The 17,101-nt window shown below is 72.8% G+C and carries 17 protein-coding genes; 16 read left to right on the forward strand and 1 reads right to left on the reverse strand.

Annotated elements, in window-relative coordinates:
• Nucleotide 1 precedes the first annotated feature (1 nt).
• Both Sri02f_RS32185 and Sri02f_RS32190 read left to right on the forward strand, forming a co-directional pair.
• Entirely contained in the window at nt 2-1,021 is a 1,020-nt protein-coding gene (locus Sri02f_RS32185; RefSeq protein WP_109004850.1) for a TIGR03842 family LLM class F420-dependent oxidoreductase, read from the forward strand.
• A 171-nt stretch (nt 1,022-1,192) separates the two neighbouring features.
• Nucleotides 1,193-2,731 (forward strand): NCS1 family nucleobase:cation symporter-1, encoded by a 1,539-nt coding sequence (locus Sri02f_RS32190; RefSeq protein ID WP_167467664.1) that lies wholly within the window; start codon nt 1,193-1,195, stop codon nt 2,729-2,731.
• An 88-nt stretch (nt 2,732-2,819) separates the two neighbouring features.
• On the opposite strand, the gene Sri02f_RS32195 is transcribed toward Sri02f_RS32190, so the two are convergent.
• Nucleotides 2,820-3,488 (reverse strand): hypothetical protein, encoded by a 669-nt coding sequence (locus tag Sri02f_RS32195; RefSeq protein ID WP_109004852.1) that lies wholly within the window; start codon nt 3,486-3,488, stop codon nt 2,820-2,822.
• A gap of 282 nt (nt 3,489-3,770) precedes the next feature.
• On the opposite strand from Sri02f_RS32195, the gene Sri02f_RS32200 reads away from it, so the two are divergent.
• The 14 genes from Sri02f_RS32200 (at nt 3,771) to hypF (ending at nt 17,091) form a co-directional block, all read left to right on the forward strand.
• Complete coding sequence (locus Sri02f_RS32200) at nt 3,771-4,082, forward strand: DUF6400 family protein (protein WP_109004853.1); 312 nt, start codon at nt 3,771-3,773, stop codon at nt 4,080-4,082.
• On the forward strand, nt 4,069-4,326 hold the full coding sequence (locus Sri02f_RS32205; protein WP_109004854.1) for a hypothetical protein: 258 nt from the start codon (nt 4,069-4,071) through the stop codon (nt 4,324-4,326). The genes Sri02f_RS32200 and Sri02f_RS32205 overlap by 14 nt, the downstream gene beginning before the upstream one ends.
• Nucleotides 4,327-4,601: 275 nt before the next feature.
• Nucleotides 4,602-6,344: an enoyl-CoA hydratase-related protein gene (locus Sri02f_RS32210; protein WP_109004941.1), complete on the forward strand. Its 1,743-nt coding sequence runs from the start codon at nt 4,602-4,604 to the stop codon at nt 6,342-6,344.
• A 102-nt stretch (nt 6,345-6,446) separates the two neighbouring features.
• Nucleotides 6,447-7,520: an NADH-quinone oxidoreductase subunit B family protein gene (locus Sri02f_RS32215; protein WP_109004855.1), complete on the forward strand. Its 1,074-nt coding sequence runs from the start codon at nt 6,447-6,449 to the stop codon at nt 7,518-7,520.
• 114 nt (nt 7,521-7,634) lie between these two features.
• Nucleotides 7,635-9,416: a nickel-dependent hydrogenase large subunit gene (locus Sri02f_RS32220; RefSeq protein WP_109004856.1), complete on the forward strand. Its 1,782-nt coding sequence runs from the start codon at nt 7,635-7,637 to the stop codon at nt 9,414-9,416.
• Nucleotides 9,413-9,949: a NifU-related iron-sulfur-binding protein gene (locus Sri02f_RS32225; RefSeq protein ID WP_109004857.1), complete on the forward strand. Its 537-nt coding sequence runs from the start codon at nt 9,413-9,415 to the stop codon at nt 9,947-9,949. Before Sri02f_RS32220 ends, Sri02f_RS32225 begins: the two co-directional genes overlap by 4 nt.
• Entirely contained in the window at nt 9,946-10,602 is a 657-nt protein-coding gene (locus Sri02f_RS32230; protein ID WP_109004858.1) for a DUF5947 family protein, read from the forward strand. Before Sri02f_RS32225 ends, Sri02f_RS32230 begins: the two co-directional genes overlap by 4 nt.
• Entirely contained in the window at nt 10,599-11,294 is a 696-nt protein-coding gene (locus tag Sri02f_RS32235; protein ID WP_109004859.1) for a DUF6084 family protein, read from the forward strand. The genes Sri02f_RS32230 and Sri02f_RS32235 overlap by 4 nt, the downstream gene beginning before the upstream one ends.
• Nucleotides 11,291-12,721 (forward strand): hypothetical protein, encoded by a 1,431-nt coding sequence (locus Sri02f_RS32240; protein ID WP_109004860.1) that lies wholly within the window; start codon nt 11,291-11,293, stop codon nt 12,719-12,721. The genes Sri02f_RS32235 and Sri02f_RS32240 overlap by 4 nt, the downstream gene beginning before the upstream one ends.
• On the forward strand, nt 12,718-13,269 hold the full coding sequence (locus Sri02f_RS32245) for a hydrogenase maturation protease (protein WP_109004861.1): 552 nt from the start codon (nt 12,718-12,720) through the stop codon (nt 13,267-13,269). Before Sri02f_RS32240 ends, Sri02f_RS32245 begins: the two co-directional genes overlap by 4 nt.
• Before the next feature lie 11 nt (nt 13,270-13,280).
• The gene (locus Sri02f_RS44180) at nt 13,281-13,385 is read left to right on the forward strand and encodes a DUF6893 family small protein (protein WP_370745891.1); all 105 of its coding nucleotides are present in this window, start codon (nt 13,281-13,283) and stop codon (nt 13,383-13,385) included.
• 143 nt (nt 13,386-13,528) lie between these two features.
• Complete coding sequence (gene hypA, locus Sri02f_RS32250) at nt 13,529-13,927, forward strand: hydrogenase maturation nickel metallochaperone HypA (RefSeq protein WP_109004862.1); 399 nt, start codon at nt 13,529-13,531, stop codon at nt 13,925-13,927.
• A 3-nt stretch (nt 13,928-13,930) separates the two neighbouring features.
• Entirely contained in the window at nt 13,931-14,698 is a 768-nt protein-coding gene (gene hypB, locus Sri02f_RS32255) for a hydrogenase nickel incorporation protein HypB (RefSeq protein WP_109004863.1), read from the forward strand.
• A complete protein-coding gene (gene hypF / locus Sri02f_RS32260; RefSeq protein ID WP_109004864.1) occupies nt 14,695-17,091 on the forward strand; it encodes a carbamoyltransferase HypF in 2,397 nt (798 codons plus the stop codon). The genes hypB and hypF overlap by 4 nt, the downstream gene beginning before the upstream one ends.
• Nucleotides 17,092-17,101 lie beyond the last annotated feature (10 nt).

A 17,101-nucleotide genomic window follows, 5' to 3' on the forward strand; every position in this document is an offset into this window, starting at 1 on the left:
CATGGACTTCGGACTCGTCCTGCAGACCGACCCGCCGGCCTCGAAGGTCGTCAGCCTGATGCAGCGCGCCGAGCGCAACGGCTTCACCCACGGCTGGACCTTCGACTCCGCCGTGCTCTGGCAGGAGCCGTTCGTGATCTACAGTCAGATCCTGGCGAACACCAGCGAGTTGACGGTCGGCCCGATGGTGACCAACCCCGGCACCCGCACCTGGGAGGTCACCGCCTCCACCTTCGCCACCCTCAACGACATGTTCGGCAACCGCACCGTGTGCGGCATCGGCCGCGGCGACTCCGCGATGCGCGTGGCGGGCCGCCCCCCGAACACCCTCGCCCGGATCAGCCAGGCCATGAAGGTCATCCGGGCGCTCGGCTCGGGCCAGGAGGCCGACCTCGGCGGCACGGTCGTCCGGTTCCCCTGGATCAAGGAGGGCGCGCACCTCCCCGTCTGGATGGCCGCCTACGGCCCCAAGGCACTGAAGATGACCGGCGAGGAGGCCGACGGCTTCATCCTCCAGCTCGCCGACCTCTATCTCACCGAGTACATGGTGAAGACCGTCAAGGACGCCGCCGTCGCCGCGGGGCGCGACCCCGACGAGGTGAAGATCTGTGTCGCCGCCCCGGCGTACGTCACCGAGGACGACTCGCCGGAGGCGCTCGCCCACGCGCGCGAGCAGTGCCGCTGGTTCGGGGGCATGGTCGGCAACCACGTCGCCGACCTCGTGTCCAAGTACGGCGCGCACTCCGCCGCCGTCCCCGACGAGCTCACCGACTACATCAAGTCCCGCGAGGGGTACGACTACTCCCACCACGGCCGGGCCGACAACCCCGACACCGCGTTCGTGCCCGACGAGATCGTCGACCGGTTCTGCGTCATCGGACCGGTCGACAAGCACATCGAGAAGCTGGCCGCGCTGCGCGAGCTGGGCGTCGACCAGTTCGCCGTCTACGACATGCACGACGCGCAGGAGGCCACCATCGACGCGTACGGCACGACGGTGATCCCGGCCGTCAACGCCTGACCCCGCCGTCACCGCCCGACCCCGCCCGTCCCCAGGGGCCCCGCGCGCTCGTCCTCAGGAGCAACTCCCCATCCCCCCACTCCAGTTCTCCCCTCCTCCACCTCCCCGGAGGAGGGGACCGGAGACCCGCACGGCCTTTCCGGATCCGCCCCTCGTTTGATTGGCCTGCCCATGACCGACACCGCTCCCACGGCCATACCGCCGACCTCTCAAGTCACCCTGGCCGACGGCCGGGTGGAGATCGCCCCTGGTTCGCCGCAGCCCAGCGGCCCCTACGCCAACGAGGACCTGCTGCCGGTCCCCGTGGAGAAGCGCACCTGGACCACGTACAACTTCTCCGCGCTGTGGGTCGGCATGGCCCACAACACGGCGTCGTGGACGTTGGCCTCCGGTCTGATCGCCGTCGGCATGGACTGGAAACAGGCGGTGTTCACCATCGGCCTGGCCAACCTCATCGTGCTGGTCCCGATGCTGCTCACCGGACACGCGGGACCGAAGTACGGCATCCCCTTCCCGGTCTTCGCGCGTGCCTCCTTCGGCGTCCGCGGGGCCAACCTGCCCGCCGTCGTGCGGGCGTTGGTGGCGTGCGGCTGGTTCGGCATCCAGACCTGGATCGGCGGCGAGGCGATCTACTTCCTCGCCGGGAAGCTGATCGGCAACGGCTGGTCCGACGCCGGGAAGATCGGCGGGTACGCCTGGACCATGTGGCTGTCGTTCGCGCTCTTCTGGGCGCTCCAGGTCGCGATCATCTACCGGGGCATGGAGACGATCCGCCGTTTCGAGAACTGGGCGGCGCCCTTCGTGCTCGTCGGCGCGCTGGTGATGCTGATCTGGATGAGCGACAAGGCAGGCGGGTTCGGCCCGTTGCTGGACCAGCCCTCCAAGCTGGGCTGGGGCGGCGATTTCTGGAAGCTGTTCTGGCCGTCCCTGATGGGCATGATCGGTTTCTGGTCGACGCTGTCGCTGAACATCCCGGACTTCACCCGGTACGGAAAGTCGCAGAAAGCGCAGACCCGGGGCCAGGCCCTCGGCCTTCCCACCACCATGACGCTCTTCGCGCTGCTGTCGGTGCTGGTCACCTCCGGTTCCCAGGCCGTGTACGGCGAGACGATCTGGGACCCGGTACAGCTCGCCGCGAAGACGGACAACGTCTTCGGGCTGCTGTTCGCGCTGGTGACCGTGCTGGTGGCGACCCTGTCGGTGAACATCGCCGCCAACCTGGTCTCGCCGGCCTTCGACTTCTCCAACATCGCGCCGCGGAAGATCAGCTTCCGCTCCGGCGCCCTGGTCACCTGCGTCCTCGGCGTGCTGATCTTCCCGTGGAAGCTGTACTCCGACCCGCAGGGCTACATCTTCACCTGGCTCGGCCTGGTCGGCGGTCTGCTGGGCACGGTCGCCGGCATCCTCATCGCCGACTACTGGATCCTGCGCCGCGGAAAGCTCGACCTGACCGACCTGTACCGCGCGGGCGGCCGCTACTGGTACGACGCGGGCTGGAACTGGCGGGCCGTGGCGGCCTTCGTGACCGGCGGCGTCCTCGCCGTCGGCGGCGCCAGCTTCAAGCCGCTGATCGACGGCCGGCCGATCCCGGCCCTGGAACCCCTCGCCGACTACGGCTGGGCGGTCGGCCTCGGCGCCTCGAGCGTCGTGTACCTGGCCCTGATGCTGCTGCGCGGACGCCAGGAGGAAGCCGCCGCCCCGCGCGCGTGACGGTGCACGCGCCACGGAGAACGGCCGCAGGAGCGCTCACGCTCCTGCGGCCGTCGTGTGCCGGTCGCGCCCTCGCACGACGGTCGGCTCAGCTCTTGGGCCCGTTCTGCAGGGCGGCCACCGCTTCCTTGGCCGCCCTGATCGCACCCTTGTTGATCTCGTCGGTGGAAGGCGCCTTCTTGGACTCGAAGTCGCTGCCGTTGTAGTTGACGACGACCAGCGCGTTGGACACCTGGGCGACGACGACGCCCTCTCGGGTCTGCTGCTTGTCCTGCGTCGTCAGGTTGACCACGGAATAGGCCGCGTTCCCGAGCCCCGGCACCGCCCCGCCGCCGCTCTTCTCCTTGATGCGCTCCGTGTACGAGCTCTGCGCCGCGTCGTCGGAGTCCATGATCTCGAAGGAGATGTCCAGCCAGCGGTAGTCGTAGCCCTTGAGCGCGTTCCAGGAGCAGGTGCGGCGCAGACCGGCGTCCGTGGACGGGATCTCCTTGCCGGCGGGCTTGACGCCCGGCACCAGCACGGTGATCGTCTTCGCGGCCACACTCGTGCAGGGGGCCGGCGCGGCGCCGTACGTCTTGGACACGGCCGTCGTGGAAGGCCCCGAAGGCTTCTCGGACCGGGTGTTCTGCGTGTCCTTGGCCGCGGTGTCCTGTGTCGCGGTGAGCGGCCCGGACGTCAGCGCCCAGCCCGCGCAGGCGAGCACGGCCACCGGGGACAGGCGTGCGGTGAGGGCGAGCGGCAGTGGGAGAGAGCGCACGGCGCACTTTCGTGGGGGACGGTGCGGACGAGTCCGCAGTGCGGACAGTGGACGTCAGTGTCACACGACTCCCTGTGGGGCGGAAGCGAAATCTCGCTGCGTGCACGGGCGGTGACGAAGGGCCGCGTCAAGTGACCGTCATAGCCCTCCAATTGGTGTGCATCCGGAGGAATCGGACCTGGGGAAACCGCCCGGCCGCCCGGCCCGCCCGCGGGCGGGTCCGCTGTGACGTCTCCCACCCGCTCTTGCCGGGGCGAGGATCGCTTCCCTACGTTCGGTCGCATGTCCACCCATGACCGCGCCCTTCCCGGCGACCCGGACGAGCCCGCCGCGAGCGGGCCCGCGGCGGACCGGCCCGACGCCCCGCCCACGGTCGACCTGGTCGTCGACCTGAGCGCGCACGAGATGCTCCGGCGCGCCCACGTCCTGGACGCCCTCGGCTCCGACTGGGACCCCGTGGCCGCGCTGCGCGGCGAGGAGGCGGCGCACGCGCTGCTGTACTCCGGCCTCAGCGCGGACCAGCAGCGCGTGTACGACGAGCTGGTCTCGGCCGGCGTGCTTCCGCGGCGAGGAGACGGCCATGCTGCCGCTTGACCCGCAGGCCGACATGGGGCGCCGCGCCTGGGTGCCCTGCCCGAACTGCGACGACCGTCGCGGGTGCGCGACGTGCGAGCAGGGGCGCACCTGCTCCGAGCACTGGCGCTACCTGCTCTCCCACGTGGGCAGCCTGCTCCACCTCCAGTGCCGCTCGTGCACCCACATCTGGGCGCACGAGACCCATTTCGGCGCCACCCGCTCCCCGTGGGAGCGCGTCACCAGCGGTCTGCGCCGACGGTGACCGCCGAGAACCGCTGACCCCGCTGCCCGGACGCCCGTAGGGCCAGGGCGCCGGTAGCGCCAGGGCGTCGGTAGCGCCAGGGCGCCGGTAGCGCCAGGACGCCGGTACCGCCGGGCGGCCGTGCCACTGCGGGCGGTGGCCGGTGAGGCCGGACGGCGGATCGGGGCCCGCTTTCGGATGACCGTGCCGCCTGCCGCCGGGGACGGCGGTCCGCCGTGGCCGAGGATCGCTCCGGCGGCCACCGCTGCCTGCCGTTCGTCCGCCCGGAGGCAGCCGTGCACATCCTGATCGTGGCCAGTGCGTTCAACAGCCTGACCCAGCGCGTCCACGCCGAACTGCGCGACCGCGGCCACCGGGTGGCGGTGGAACTCGCCCTGCCGGGCGTCTCGCTGCCGGACGCCGTGCGGCGGCACGCGCCGCAGCTCATCGTGGCGCCGATGCTCAAGTCGGCGATCCCCGAGGAGGTCTGGGCGGCGCACCCCTGCTTCATCGTGCATCCGGGGCCCGTGGGCGACCGTGGACCGTCCTCCCTGGACTGGGCGATCCACGAGGGCGTCGACCGCTGGGGCGTCACCGTCCTGCAGGCCGACGCGGAGATGGACGCCGGCGACGTGTGGGCCGAGGCGCCCTGCATGCTTCCCGAGGCGTCCAAGAGCGAGCTGTACCGGGGCGAGATCGCCGACGCCGCGCTGGAGGCCGTTCTGCTCGCGGTGGAGCGCTTCGCCGGGGGCGCGTACGTGCCGCGCAAGCAGGACACGGCATGTGCGGCCGACGCTCGCCTGCGCCCGCGTCCGTACCTCGACCAGAGCGTCCGGCGGATCGACTGGGCCGAGGACTCCACGCGCACCGTGCTGCGCAAGCTGAGGGCGGCGGACTCGCAGCCCGGAGTGCTGGACACGCTGCTCGGGGCTGAGTGGTACCTGCACGGCGGTCACCCCGAGGGCGTGCTGCGCGGCCGGCCCGGCGAGCTGCTGGCGACCAGGGCCGGGGCGGTCTGCCGGGCCACCCGGGACGGCGCCGTGTGGATCCCCGAACTGCGGCCCCGGCGCCGGCCCGGGCAGCCGCCCACGTTCAGACTGCCCGCCGTGCGGGCCCTGGGGGACCGGCTGCCGCCGCTGCCCGAGAAGCCGGCGCCCCTCTCGCCCGGCGACCGGCACCGCACCTGGGCGGACATCCGCTACCGGGAGGACGGCGACGCGGGCTTCCTGTCGTTCTCCTTCCCCGGCGGCGCCATGAGCGCCGAGCAGTGCCGACGGCTGCTGGACGCCTACCGGGAAGCGTGCGCGCGGCCCACGTCGGTGCTGGTGCTGGGCGGCGAGCGGGACTTCTTCTCCAACGGGATCCACCTCAACGTCATCGAGGCGGCCGACGACCCCGCCGCCGAGTCCTGGGCGAACATCAACGCCGTCGACGACCTGGTCGAGGCGGTCCTGACGACGACGGACCGGCTGGTGGTCTCGGCGGTCGCGGGCAACGCCGCCGCGGGCGGGGTCACGCTCGCCCTGGCGGCCGACGAGGTGTGGTGCCGCTCGGGCGCCGTGCTGAACCCGCACTACCGCCTGATGGGCCTGTACGGCTCGGAGTACTGGACCCACACGCTGCCGCGCAGGGTGGGCCGCGAGACGGCCGAGCGGCTCATGCGCGACGCCCTGCCGGTGAGCTCGGCGGGCGCACTGCGCCTCGGGCTCGTCGACCGCGTGGTCGACAGCGGTCCCGGTGAGTTCGCGCGGGAGGTCGGGGGCCTGGCGGTGCGGCTGGCGGCGCTGCCGGCGACCGCGTCACGCATCGCCGCCAAGAAGACGGAGCTGGACCGGCTGCAGAGCGCGACGCCGCTGGCCGCCTTCCGGGAGCGCGAGCTCGCCCGGATGCGGCGGACCTTCGACGATCCCGACGCCCCGTACCACGCTCTGCGCCGGGCCTTCGTCCACAAGGAGCGGCCCTCGTGCACCCCGCCGCACCTCGGCCCGGCCGCGGTTGCGGAAACCGGCCCGGACCCCACTGCCGCGGACGTCACCTGAACGGCCCTCGCTGCCGTCCCATCACGGCCCGACAGCTGCTACGAAGAAGTCGACGGCCCGAAATGCAGGCTTTCATCCCTTACCTCCCCAGGAGGCGGTCCCATGACTGAGGCGACGGCGAAGACGGACGGCGCTGCGCCCGCCGACGAGACACCCACGATCCACATTCTCTGGATCAACGCGGGCCTGAGCTGCGACGGCGACTCGGTCGCGCTCACGGCGGCCATGCAGCCGAGCATCGAGGAGATCGTGCTCGGCGTGCTGCCGGGACTTCCGAAGATCGCCGTGCACTGGCCGCTCATCGACTTCGAGTGCGGCCCGGTCGGCGGCTCGGACACCTTCATCGAGTGGTTCTTCAAGGGGGAGCGGGGCGAGATCGATCCGTTCGTCCTGGTCGTCGAGGGCTCCATCCCCAACGAGGCGATCAAGCCCGAGGGCTACTGGTGCGGGTTCGGCGACAACCCGGAGACCGGCCAGCCCATCACCACCAGCGAGTGGATCGACCGGCTGGCCCCGAAGGCCCTGGCGGTCGTCGCGATCGGCACCTGCGCCACCTACGGCGGCATCCACGCCATGGCGGGCAACCCGACCGGCGCGATGGGCGTGCCCGACTACCTCGGCTGGGACTGGAAGTCCCACGCCGGCATCCCCATCGTGTGCGTGCCCGGCTGTCCGATCCAGCCCGACAACTTCTCCGAGACGCTCACGTATCTGCTCTACCAGGCGACCGGCGCCGCGCCGATGATCCCGCTCGACGACAAGCTGCGGCCCACCTGGCTGTTCGGGGCGACCGTCCACGAGGGCTGCGACCGTGCGGGCTACTACGAGCAGGGCGAGTTCGCCCTGTCGTACGACTCCCCGAAGTGCCTGGTGAAGCTGGGCTGCTGGGGTCCCGTCGTCAAGTGCAACGTGCCCAAGCGCGGCTGGATGAACGGGATCGGCGGCTGTCCGAACGTCGGCGGCATCTGCATCGCCTGCACCATGCCCGGATTCCCCGACAAGTTCATGCCGTTCATGGACGAGCCCCCCGGCGCCAAGGTCTCCAGCACCGCCAGCGGCGCCTACGGAGCCGTGGTCCGCAAGCTGCGCTCGATCACGGCGAAGACGGTGGACAAGGAGCCCAGGTGGCGCCGTACCGGAGAGAAGATCACCACCGGTTACCGGCCGCCCTGGTGACGCCCCGCCACGACCGACCCGCGCGTGACCCGCGACCGATCCACGACTGACCCGCTTCTGCTTCGCGCACCCCACACCCGAACCCCCCGCGCAACGAAGGGCACGGCAAAGACGATGGCAACGACGAAGGCGGCCGGCGACGGCAGTGGCCTGGTGGAGATGGCCTGGGACCCGATCACCCGGATCGTGGGCAGCCTGGGCATCCACACGAAGATCGACTTCAAGCAGAAGCGGGTCGCCGAGTGCTACAGCACCTCGTCGGTCTTCCGCGGCTACAGCGTCTTCATGCGCGGCAAGGACCCGCGCGACGCCCACTTCATCACCAGCCGCATCTGCGGGATCTGCGGCGACAACCACGCCACCTGCTCGGTGTACGCGCAGAACATGGCCTACGGCGTGAAGCCGCCGCACCTCGCCGAATGGATCATCAACCTCGGCGAGTCCGCGGAGTACATGTTCGACCACAACATCTTCCAGGAGAACCTGGTAGGGGTCGACTACTGCGAGAAGATGGTCAGGGAGACCAACCCCGGCGTCCTCGAACTCGCCGAGCGCACCGAGGCCCCGCACGCGGCCGAGCACGGCTACCGCACCATCGCCGACATCATGCGCTCGCTGAACCCCCTCGAAGGCGAGTTCTACCGCGAGGCCCTCCAGGTGAGCCGTTACACCCGGGAGATGTTCTGTCTGATGGAGGGCCGCCATGTGCACCCCTCCACGCTCTACCCGGGCGGCGTCGGCACCATCGCCTCCGTGCAGCTCTTCACGGACTACCTCAGCCGGCTGATGCGCTACGTCGAGTTCATGAAGCGCGTCGTCCCGCTCCACGACGACCTGTTCGACTTCTTCTACGAGGCGCTGCCCGGCTACGAGGAGGTGGGCCGCCGCCGGGTCCTGCTCGGCTGCTGGGGCGCGCTGAACGACCCGGAGTACTGCGACTTCACCTACGCCAACATGACGGACTGGGGCCGGCGGATGTTCGTCACGCCCGGCATCATCGTCGACGGCAAGCTCGTCACCAACGACCTCACCGAGATCAACCTCGGCATCCGCATCCTGCTGGGCAGCTCCTACTACGAGGACTGGCAGGGCCAGCAGCAGTTCGTCACCCACGACCCGCTCGGCAACCCGGTGGACCCGCGCCACCCGTGGAACCAGCACACCATCCCCGCCCCGCAGAAGCGGGACTTCGACGACAAGTACAGCTGGGTCATGTCCCCGCGCTGGTTCGACGGCAAGGACCACCTCGCCCTGGACACCGGCGGCGGCCCCATCGCCCGCCTGTGGTCCACCGCCCTGTCCGGGCTCGTCGACATCGGGTACGTCAAGGCCACCGGGCACAGCGTGGTGATCAACCTCCCGCGCACCATGACCAAGCCGGAGACCACCTTCGAGTGGAAGATCCCGAAGTGGTCCAACGCGCTGGAGCGCAACCGCGCGCGCACCTACTTCCAGGCGTACGCCGCCGCCGTCGCGCTGCACTGCGCCGAGAAGGGCCTGGCGGAGGTCCGCGCCGGACGCACCCAGACCTGGGAGAAGTTCGAGGTGCCGCAGGAGGGGATCGGCGTCGGCTTCACCGAGGCGGTCCGCGGGGTCCTCTCCCACCACATGGTGATCCGGGACGGCAAGATCGCCAACTACCACCCGTACCCGCCCACCCCCTGGAACGCCAGCGTCCGCGACTCCTACGGCACCCCGGGCCCCTACGAGGACGCCGTGCAGAACACCCCGATCTTCGAGGAGAACACCCCGGAGAACTTCAAGGGCATCGACATCATGCGCGCCGTCCGCAGCTTCGACCCCTGTCTGCCCTGCGGCGTCCACATGTACGTCGGCGGCGGCAAGACGGTGAAGTCGATGCACGTGCCCACCGGCCTGAGCGGACTGGGCGGATGAGCGCGCCGACGGCGGCGCGACCCGTCGACGCGGAACAGACCGGGCGCCGTGTCGAGGAGGTCCTGGACCGGCTGGCCGGGAGCGACCCGGCCGCCGCGACGGCGGCCGAGGAACTGGTCCGCTCCCTCATGGACTTCTACGGCTCCGGCCTGGCCCGCGTCCTGCACCTGGTGTCCGCCGAGCAGGGCGACGCCCTCGCCGCCCTGCTCGGCGACGAACTCGTCGCGAGCCTCCTCGTCCTGCACGACCTGCACCCCGAGGACCGCGACACCCGCATCGCCCGGGCTCTGGACAGCGTCCGCGAACACGCCCTGGACATCGTCGACTTCGACGAAAGAAGCGGCGTCCTGACCCTGCGGGCCCGGGAGGCCGGCGGCTGCGGTTGCGGCTCCGGCGCGGGCGCCGGGGAAGCCGCGCGGGCAGCCCTCGCCTGCTTCGCCCCGGAGGTCACCGCCGTCGAGGTGCGGACCGCGCCCGCCGGGCCCGCGCTCCTGCAGATCGGTACCGGTCCGGCGTCCACGGGGACCCGATGAGCGCATCCCCGGCGTCCGTCCGGCGCGCGCACCCCGTGGGCCTGCGCCGGTTCCGCACCGAGCGCACGCCCCGGCCCGAGCGATGCGAACTGTGCGCGGCGACCGTGCCCCAGGCGGACCACCGCCACCTGGTCGACACCGAGAAACGCGCCCTGGTCTGCGCCTGCGCCGCCTGTGCGCTGCTGATGGAACAGCCGGGCGCCGCCGCGGGACGCTTCCGCACGGTCCCCTCCCGCTACCTCACCGACCCCGCCCACCGCATCGACGAGAGCGCGTGGGACGCGTTGCAGATCCCGGTCGGCGTCGCCTTCCTGTTCCGCAACGCGGCGCTCGACCGGCTGGTCGCCCTCTACCCGAGCCCGGCCGGAGCCACCGAGAGCGAACTCGAACCGGCCACCTGGACGGCCGCCCTCGGCCGCAGCCCCCTCGCCGGACTCCTCGAACCGGACGTGGAGGCGCTGCTGCTGCGCCGCACCGAAGGACGCTTCGAGTGCCACCTCGTACCGATCGACGTCTGCTACGAACTCGTCGGCCGGATGCGCCTGTTGTGGCAGGGCTTCGACGGCGGGGCCGAGGCCCGCGCCGCGCTGGAGGCCTTCTTCGCGGACGTCTCGCGGCGCGCCCGGCCCGTGGACGAGGCGGTGCGCCCGTGACGGAGTTCTCCTTCGCCTGCACCGGCGTGCGCGCCGACCGGTACGCGGCCGGACCGACCCTGGTCTTCCGGCTGCGCGTCACCGCGTCCGGCGACACCCCCGTGCACGCCCTCGCGCTGCGCTGCCAGATCCGCGTCGAACCCGCCCGCCGCGGCTACGGGGCCGCCGAGGCCGACGGCCTCGCGGACCTCTTCGGCGAGCGCTCCCGCTGGGGCAGCACGCTCCAGCCCGTGCAGTTCGCCCAGATCTCCCTCATGATCCCCGGCTTCACCGGCGAGACCGAAGCCGACCTCGTGGTGCCCTGCACCTACGACATGGACATCGCCGCCACCCGCTACCTCACCGCGCTCACCGGCGGCGAGGTCCCGCTGCTGATGCTGTTCTCCGGCACGGCGTTCACCGGAGCCGGCGGTTTCCGGGTCGAGCCGGTCCCGTGGGACCGGGAGGCGGTCTTCCGGATGCCGGTCGCGACCTGGCGGGAGATGGTCGAGCAGCACTTCCCCGGATGCGGCTGGATCCGGCTGCCCCGCGACACCATGGACGCCCTCCTCGCCTACCGCTCCCGGCACGCGCTGCCCTCCTGGGAGGCGACCCTCAAGGCCCTCCTCGACGACGACGGCGGCCCGGCCGACCCGCCCCGCGGCGACCCGCTGCGCGCGCTCACCGGCGCCACCGGAAGGACGGACCCGTGACCGTCACCGCGTTCGCCTCCGAGACGGAGGCGCGGTTCGCCCTCGCCCGGCAGGTGGCCGACGCCGTCCTCTTCGAGGGCTATGTGCTCTACCCGTACCGCGCCTCGGCGGCCAAGAACCGGCTGCGCTGGCAGTTCGGGGTGCTGGTGCCGCCCGGCTGGGGCGCCGAGTGCGAGGAGCACGACTTCCAGCACACCGAATGCCTGATGGAACCGAGGGCGGGCGCGACCCTCTCCGTCGAGGTGCGCTTCCTGCACGCCCGGCGGCGCACGGTGCAGCGGGCCCGCCCGGACGGCGGCTTCGACACGGTCGCCGAACTCCGCCTCGACGACCGGGTCCTGATGCCCTGGGACGAGGGGACCGAGGAACGCGTCGAGGTGGTCGCCTCGGTGGACGACCTCCTCGGCGACGGCGTCACGCATCCCTTCCGCCGCCCCGCCGGGGAGGACGCCGAACCGGTCCTGGACGCGGCCGGCCGCACCGTGGGCCGGCTGCTGCGGCGGCGCGAGGAGATCAGCGGGACGATCCGGCTGTCCGCCCGCGAACTCGACGGCCCCTACCGGGCCGTGCGGCTGACCGCCGTCGTCGAGAACACCAGCGACTGGACGCCCTCCGACGGCCGTGACGCCGGCCGGGACGCGGCCCTGCCGCACTCCCTGGTGGCCACCCACACCCTCATGGCCCTCAGCGCCGGCTCGTTCCTGTCGATGACCGACCCCCCGGAGTGGGCGAAGGGCGCGGTCGCCGCCTGCCGCAACCTGCACACCTGGCCCGTGCTCGCCGGCGAGAGGGGCAGCGCCGACCTCGTGCTGTCCTCGCCGATCATCCTGGAGGACCATCCGGCCATCGCGCCGGAGAGTCCCGGCGCGCTCTACGACGCCACCGAGATCGACGAGATCCTCGCGCTGCGCACGGCGGCCCTCACCGACGAGGAGAAGCGCGAGGCCCGGGGCACCGACGAGCGGGCGGCCGCCGTGATCGAGCTGGCGGACTCGATGCCGGCCGAGGTCCTGGAGCGCCTGCACGGGGCGGTGCGCGGTCTGCGCGAGGCGACCGGCCCCCGCCCCGCGGCCCCGGACGAGGGCTTCCCCGACGAGCACGGGGTGCGGCGCCCGGACACACCCTGGTGGGACCCCGCGAGCGAGGCGGGCTTCGACCCGGCGCGCGACCACGTGGTCGTGGACGGCCGGCGGGTGGGCAAGGGCAGCCGCGTCGAGCTGCGCCCGGGCCGGCGCCGCACCGACGCGCAGGACATCTTCCTGCACGGCCGCACCGCGACGGTCGAGGCGGTGCTGCACGACGTCGACGGCGCGGTGCACCTGGCGGTCACCGTCGAGGGCGACCCGGGCGCCGACATCCGCCGCGAGCAGGGACGGTTCCTGTACTTCCAGCCCGACGAGGTCACCCCGCTGGAGGACGACGCATGAACTCCTCCCCACCGGCCGGCCCCAGGGCGCTCGTGGCGGGCATCGGCAACATCTTCCTCTCGGACGACGGCTTCGGCGTGGAGACGGCCCGCCGGCTCGCCGAGCGCGACCTGCCCGGGCACGTCGAGGTCGTGGACATCGGCGTGCGCGGAGTGCATCTCGCGTACCAGCTCCTGGACGGCTACGACACCCTCGTCCTGGCGGACGCCACGGCGCGCGGCGAAGCCCCAGGCACGCTGTACGTGATCGAACACGACGTGGGCGGCGGGAGCCCGCCGCCCTGCGCGCCCGCGCTGGACGGCCACCGGATGACCCCGGACACCGTCCTCGCCCTGCTGGGCGCCCTGTGCGCCGGGACCGGCGGCGAGCCGCCCCGCCGCGTCCTGGTCGTCGGCTGCGAACCGGCCTCGGTGGACGAGGGCATCGGCCTCAGCGCGCCGGTGTCCGCCGCCGTGGCGGAGGCCGTCCGGCTGATCGAAGAGCTGCTGTGCGGCGGAGAGCCGGGAGAGTCCGCGCCGCGGGCCACGGCCGGTGGGATCTCGACATGAGGAGAGACGGGATGAAGAAGTTCGTCATCGGCGGAGCGGCCCTGGCGGCCCTGGTGGCCCTCGGCGTCGAGGTGCTTCCCGACGTGCGGCGCTATCTGCGGATCCGCCGGATGTGAACCGCGGGCGCCGTCGGTGTGCCGTGCGGTTGCGTCGAACGGCGTACCCGCCGGCCGGTGACGGCGCGCCGGGCCGTGCGACCCGGCGGCGCACGCCTGTAATGAAGGCCGACCGGACGCAGGCCGCACAGGGACGGAGAACCATGCACGAGATGTCCGTCGCGCTGGCCGTCGTCGACCAGGTGGCAGAAGCCGCCGAGCGGGCCGGGGACGTCACGGCGGTGCGGTCGGTGCGGCTCCGGGTCGGCGAACTGGCCGGCGTCGTCCCCGACGCGCTCGCCTTCTGCTTCGAACTGGTCTGCGCCGGAACCCTGCTGGAAGGCGCCGAACTGGTCACCGAGGCGGTGCCGGGACGGGCCCGCTGCGCGCCCTGCGCACACGAATGGGCCGTCGGCATGCCACCCCGGCTGACCTGTCCCGTCTGCGACGGGACGGACACCGAGCTGCTCGCGGGCCGGGAACTGCAGATCGCCGACGTGCACTGGGCGGACGGCGGCCCCGCGGACGCGCCCACCCGCGAACCCATCTCCGAGGAGCGCTGAACCATGTGCCGAGTCGTCGACCTGCGCCGGGCCGTACTCGCGAAGAACGACGCGAGCGCCCACGAACTGCGCGCTCACCTCGCCGGCCGGGGCACCGCCGTCGTCAACCTGCTGTCCAGTCCGGGCAGCGGCAAGACCGCGCTGCTGGAACGCGAGCTGCTGCGGGCGCGGGAGCGGTCCGTTCCCGTCGCGGCGCTGAGCGCCGACCTCGCCACCGAGAACGACGCGGCGCGCCTGGCGCGTTCGGGCGTCCCGGTCAAGCAGGTGCTCACCGACGGACTGTGCCATCTGGAGGCGGGGATGCTCGCCGGGCATCTGGAGGGGTGGCTGCCCGACGGCACCCGGCTGCTGTTCGTGGAGAACGTCGGCAATCTGGTCTGCCCGGCCTCCTACGACCTGGGCGAGACGCTGCGGGTCGCCCTCGCCTCGGTGACGGAGGGCGAGGACAAACCGCTCAAGTACCCCACCGCCTTCGGTCTCGCCCATCTCGTCGTGGTCACCAAGACCGACATCGCGCAGGCCGTCGAGTTCGACGAGGACGCGTTCCGCGCGAACGTGGAGCAGGTCAACCCGGGGGTCGAGGTGATCCTGACCTCGGCGCGCCGGGGACAGGGAGTCGGCGCGCTGCTGGACCGGGCGCTGGCGGCCGCGGACGGCGCACCCGTCCATGCGCCCGTCATGGCCCGGTCGCAGCCCCACCACGGTCACGGTCACGGTCACGCCCACGCGCATCCGGAGGCCGCCGGCACCATGGCCCACACCCACCCGTGAGCGCTCCGCAGGCCCGGGACGCCGTCACCGAGGACACCCCGCTACGCCGCCTGGTCACCGTCCGGGGAGTGGTGCAGGGCGTGGGCTTCCGGCCCTACCTGTACGGCCTCGCCACCGAACTCGCCCTGGCCGGGCACGTGACCAACACCCCGGAGGGCGTCGTCGCGGAGGTCGAGGGCGCCGCCTCGGCGGTGGCCCGGTTCTGCGACGCGATCGCCGCCCAGGCGCCCCCGCTGGCCCGCGTCGACTCCGTCCACCACCGGGAGCTGCCTCCCGTCGGCGGCGCCGGGTTCGCCATCCTCACCTCCCGCACCGACGGACCGGCCCGCACCCTGGTCTCCCCGGACTCCGCCACCTGCGCGGACTGCCTCGCCGAGCTGGCCGACCCCGCGGACCGGCGCCACCGTCACCCGTTCGTCAACTGCACCCACTGCGGCCCGCGCTTCACCATCGTCACCGGTGTCCCGTACGACCGGGCCCACACCACCATGGCCGGCTTCGCGATGTGCCCCGACTGCGCCCGCGAGTACGCCGATCCGGCCGACCGCCGCTTCCACGCGCAGCCGGTCGCCTGCCCGGCCTGCGGGCCGCGGCTGCGGCTGCTCGCCGCCCGGCGGCCGGGGCCCCCGAGCGCCGTCGAGGGGGACCCGGTCGCCGGGGCGCGCGCACTGCTGGCCCGGGGCGCGATCCTCGCCGTGAAGGGCCTGGGCGGCTACCACCTGGCCTGCGATGCCACGGACCCGGCGGCGGTCGCTCTGCTGCGACGCCGCAAGGCGCGCGGGGACAAGCCGTTCGCCGTGATGGCCAGGACCGCGGACGACGTCCGCCACCTCGTCCGGCTGGGCCCCGAGGAGCGGAGCCTGCTCGAAGGCCGGGCCAGGCCGGTCGTCCTCATGAGGCGGCGTCCGGACGCGTCGTGCACGGCCGGGGCCCCGCAGCCCGCCAAAGCCGTCGCACCCCGCAGTCCCGACCTCGGCGTACTGCTGCCCTACACACCCCTGCACCATCTGCTGCTCGGCCTGCCGGGCGACCCGGACGGGCCGCGGCTGCTCGTCATGACCAGCGGCAACGTGTCCGGCGAACCGATCGTCACCGACGACGCCGAGGCCCTGGAGCGGCTCGCGCACCTGGCCGACGCCTGGCTCGCGCACGACCGCCCGATCCATGTCCCGTGCGACGACTCCGTGGTCCGCGTCTGCGACGGACAGCCGCTGGTGATCCGCCGTTCCCGTGGCTACGCCCCGCTGCCGCTCACGCTGCCGCTGCCCGTGCAGCCGGCCCTCGCCGTCGGGGGAGACCTGAAGAACGCCTTCTGCCTGGGGGAGGGCCGCCGGGCCTGGCTGTCGGCGCACATCGGCGACATGGACGACGTCGGCACGCAGCGCGCCTTCGAACGGGCTGTAAAGCAGCTGGAGTTCATCACGGGGGTGCAGCCGCGGACCGTGGCGTCCGACCGGCATCCGGGCTACCGCTCCGCCCGGTGGGCCGACCGCAACGCGGCGAGCCGTCCCGTCGTGCGCGTCCAGCACCATCACGCGCACATCGCCTCCGCGATGGCCGAGCACGGGCTGGACGGCGCCCGGCCGGTGATCGGCGTCGCCTTCGACGGCACCGGCCACGGCGACGACGGAGCCGTGTGGGGCGGGGAGTTCCTGCTCGCGGACTACGACGGCTTCACCCGGTTCGGGCGCCTCGCGTACGTCCCGCTGCCCGGTGGCGACGCCGCGGTGCGCCGTCCGTACCGCATGGCGCTGGCCCACCTGAGGGCGGCCGGGATCGCCCGGTCCGCGGACCTCGCCTGCACGAGCGCCTGTCCGCCCGACGAACTGAGGCTGCTGGAACAGCAGTTGGAGCGCGGCCTGCACTGCGTGCCCACCTCCAGCATGGGCCGCCTCTTCGACGCCGTGTCCTCCCTCGCCGGGGTGTGCCACCACGCCGGATACGAAGCGCAGGCCGCCGTCGAGCTGGAGGGCGCCGCCCTGCGCGCACCCGCCGCGGACACCGCCGCGTACGCCTTCGCCCTGCACGCGGCGCAGGAGAACACCGGCGGCGCCCTGCGGGCCGACCCGGCGCCCGTGCTCGCGGCGATCGTCGACGACCTGCGCGCCGGCGCCGGACCGGCCCTGGTGGCGGCGCGCTTCCACCGCGGCGTGACCGATCTGGTGCACCGGATCTGCGCGCTGGCCCGGGAGCGGCACGGGCTGGACACGGTCGCCCTGACGGGCGGCGTGTTCGCCAACACGCTGCTCTCCTCGGCCTGTGCCGCCGCCCTGCGCGAGGACGGCTTCACGGTCCTGCGGCACCGCCTGGTGCCGCCGAACGACGGCGGCCTGGCGCTGGGCCAGCTGATGGTGGCCGCCCGGGCCGCGCCCGCCGACCGAGCAACCGACTGAACAACGCGCG

The organism is Streptomyces rishiriensis, assembly GCF_003112535.1.
Lineage (GTDB): Bacteria > Actinomycetota > Actinomycetes > Streptomycetales > Streptomycetaceae > Streptomyces > Streptomyces rishiriensis.

What these genes read in the sequence shown, in the direction of transcription:
- Sri02f_RS32185 (WP_109004850.1), top strand. Translation starts at nt 2, where the DNA reads ATGGACTTCGGACTCGTCCTGCAGACCGACCCGCCGGCCTCGAAGGTC.
- Sri02f_RS32190 (WP_167467664.1), top strand. Translation starts at nt 1,193, where the DNA reads ATGACCGACACCGCTCCCACGGCCATACCGCCGACCTCTCAAGTCACC.
- Sri02f_RS32200 (WP_109004853.1), top strand. Translation starts at nt 3,771, where the DNA reads ATGTCCACCCATGACCGCGCCCTTCCCGGCGACCCGGACGAGCCCGCC.
- Sri02f_RS32205 (WP_109004854.1), top strand. Translation starts at nt 4,069, where the DNA reads ATGCTGCCGCTTGACCCGCAGGCCGACATGGGGCGCCGCGCCTGGGTG.
- Sri02f_RS32215 (WP_109004855.1), top strand. Translation starts at nt 6,447, where the DNA reads ATGACTGAGGCGACGGCGAAGACGGACGGCGCTGCGCCCGCCGACGAG.
- Sri02f_RS32220 (WP_109004856.1), top strand. Translation starts at nt 7,635, where the DNA reads ATGGCAACGACGAAGGCGGCCGGCGACGGCAGTGGCCTGGTGGAGATG.
- Sri02f_RS32225 (WP_109004857.1), top strand. Translation starts at nt 9,413, where the DNA reads ATGAGCGCGCCGACGGCGGCGCGACCCGTCGACGCGGAACAGACCGGG.
- Sri02f_RS32230 (WP_109004858.1), top strand. Translation starts at nt 9,946, where the DNA reads ATGAGCGCATCCCCGGCGTCCGTCCGGCGCGCGCACCCCGTGGGCCTG.
- Sri02f_RS32245 (WP_109004861.1), top strand. Translation starts at nt 12,718, where the DNA reads ATGAACTCCTCCCCACCGGCCGGCCCCAGGGCGCTCGTGGCGGGCATC.
- Sri02f_RS44180 (WP_370745891.1), top strand. Translation starts at nt 13,281, where the DNA reads ATGAAGAAGTTCGTCATCGGCGGAGCGGCCCTGGCGGCCCTGGTGGCC.
- hypA (WP_109004862.1), top strand. Translation starts at nt 13,529, where the DNA reads ATGCACGAGATGTCCGTCGCGCTGGCCGTCGTCGACCAGGTGGCAGAA.
- hypB (WP_109004863.1), top strand. Translation starts at nt 13,931, where the DNA reads ATGTGCCGAGTCGTCGACCTGCGCCGGGCCGTACTCGCGAAGAACGAC.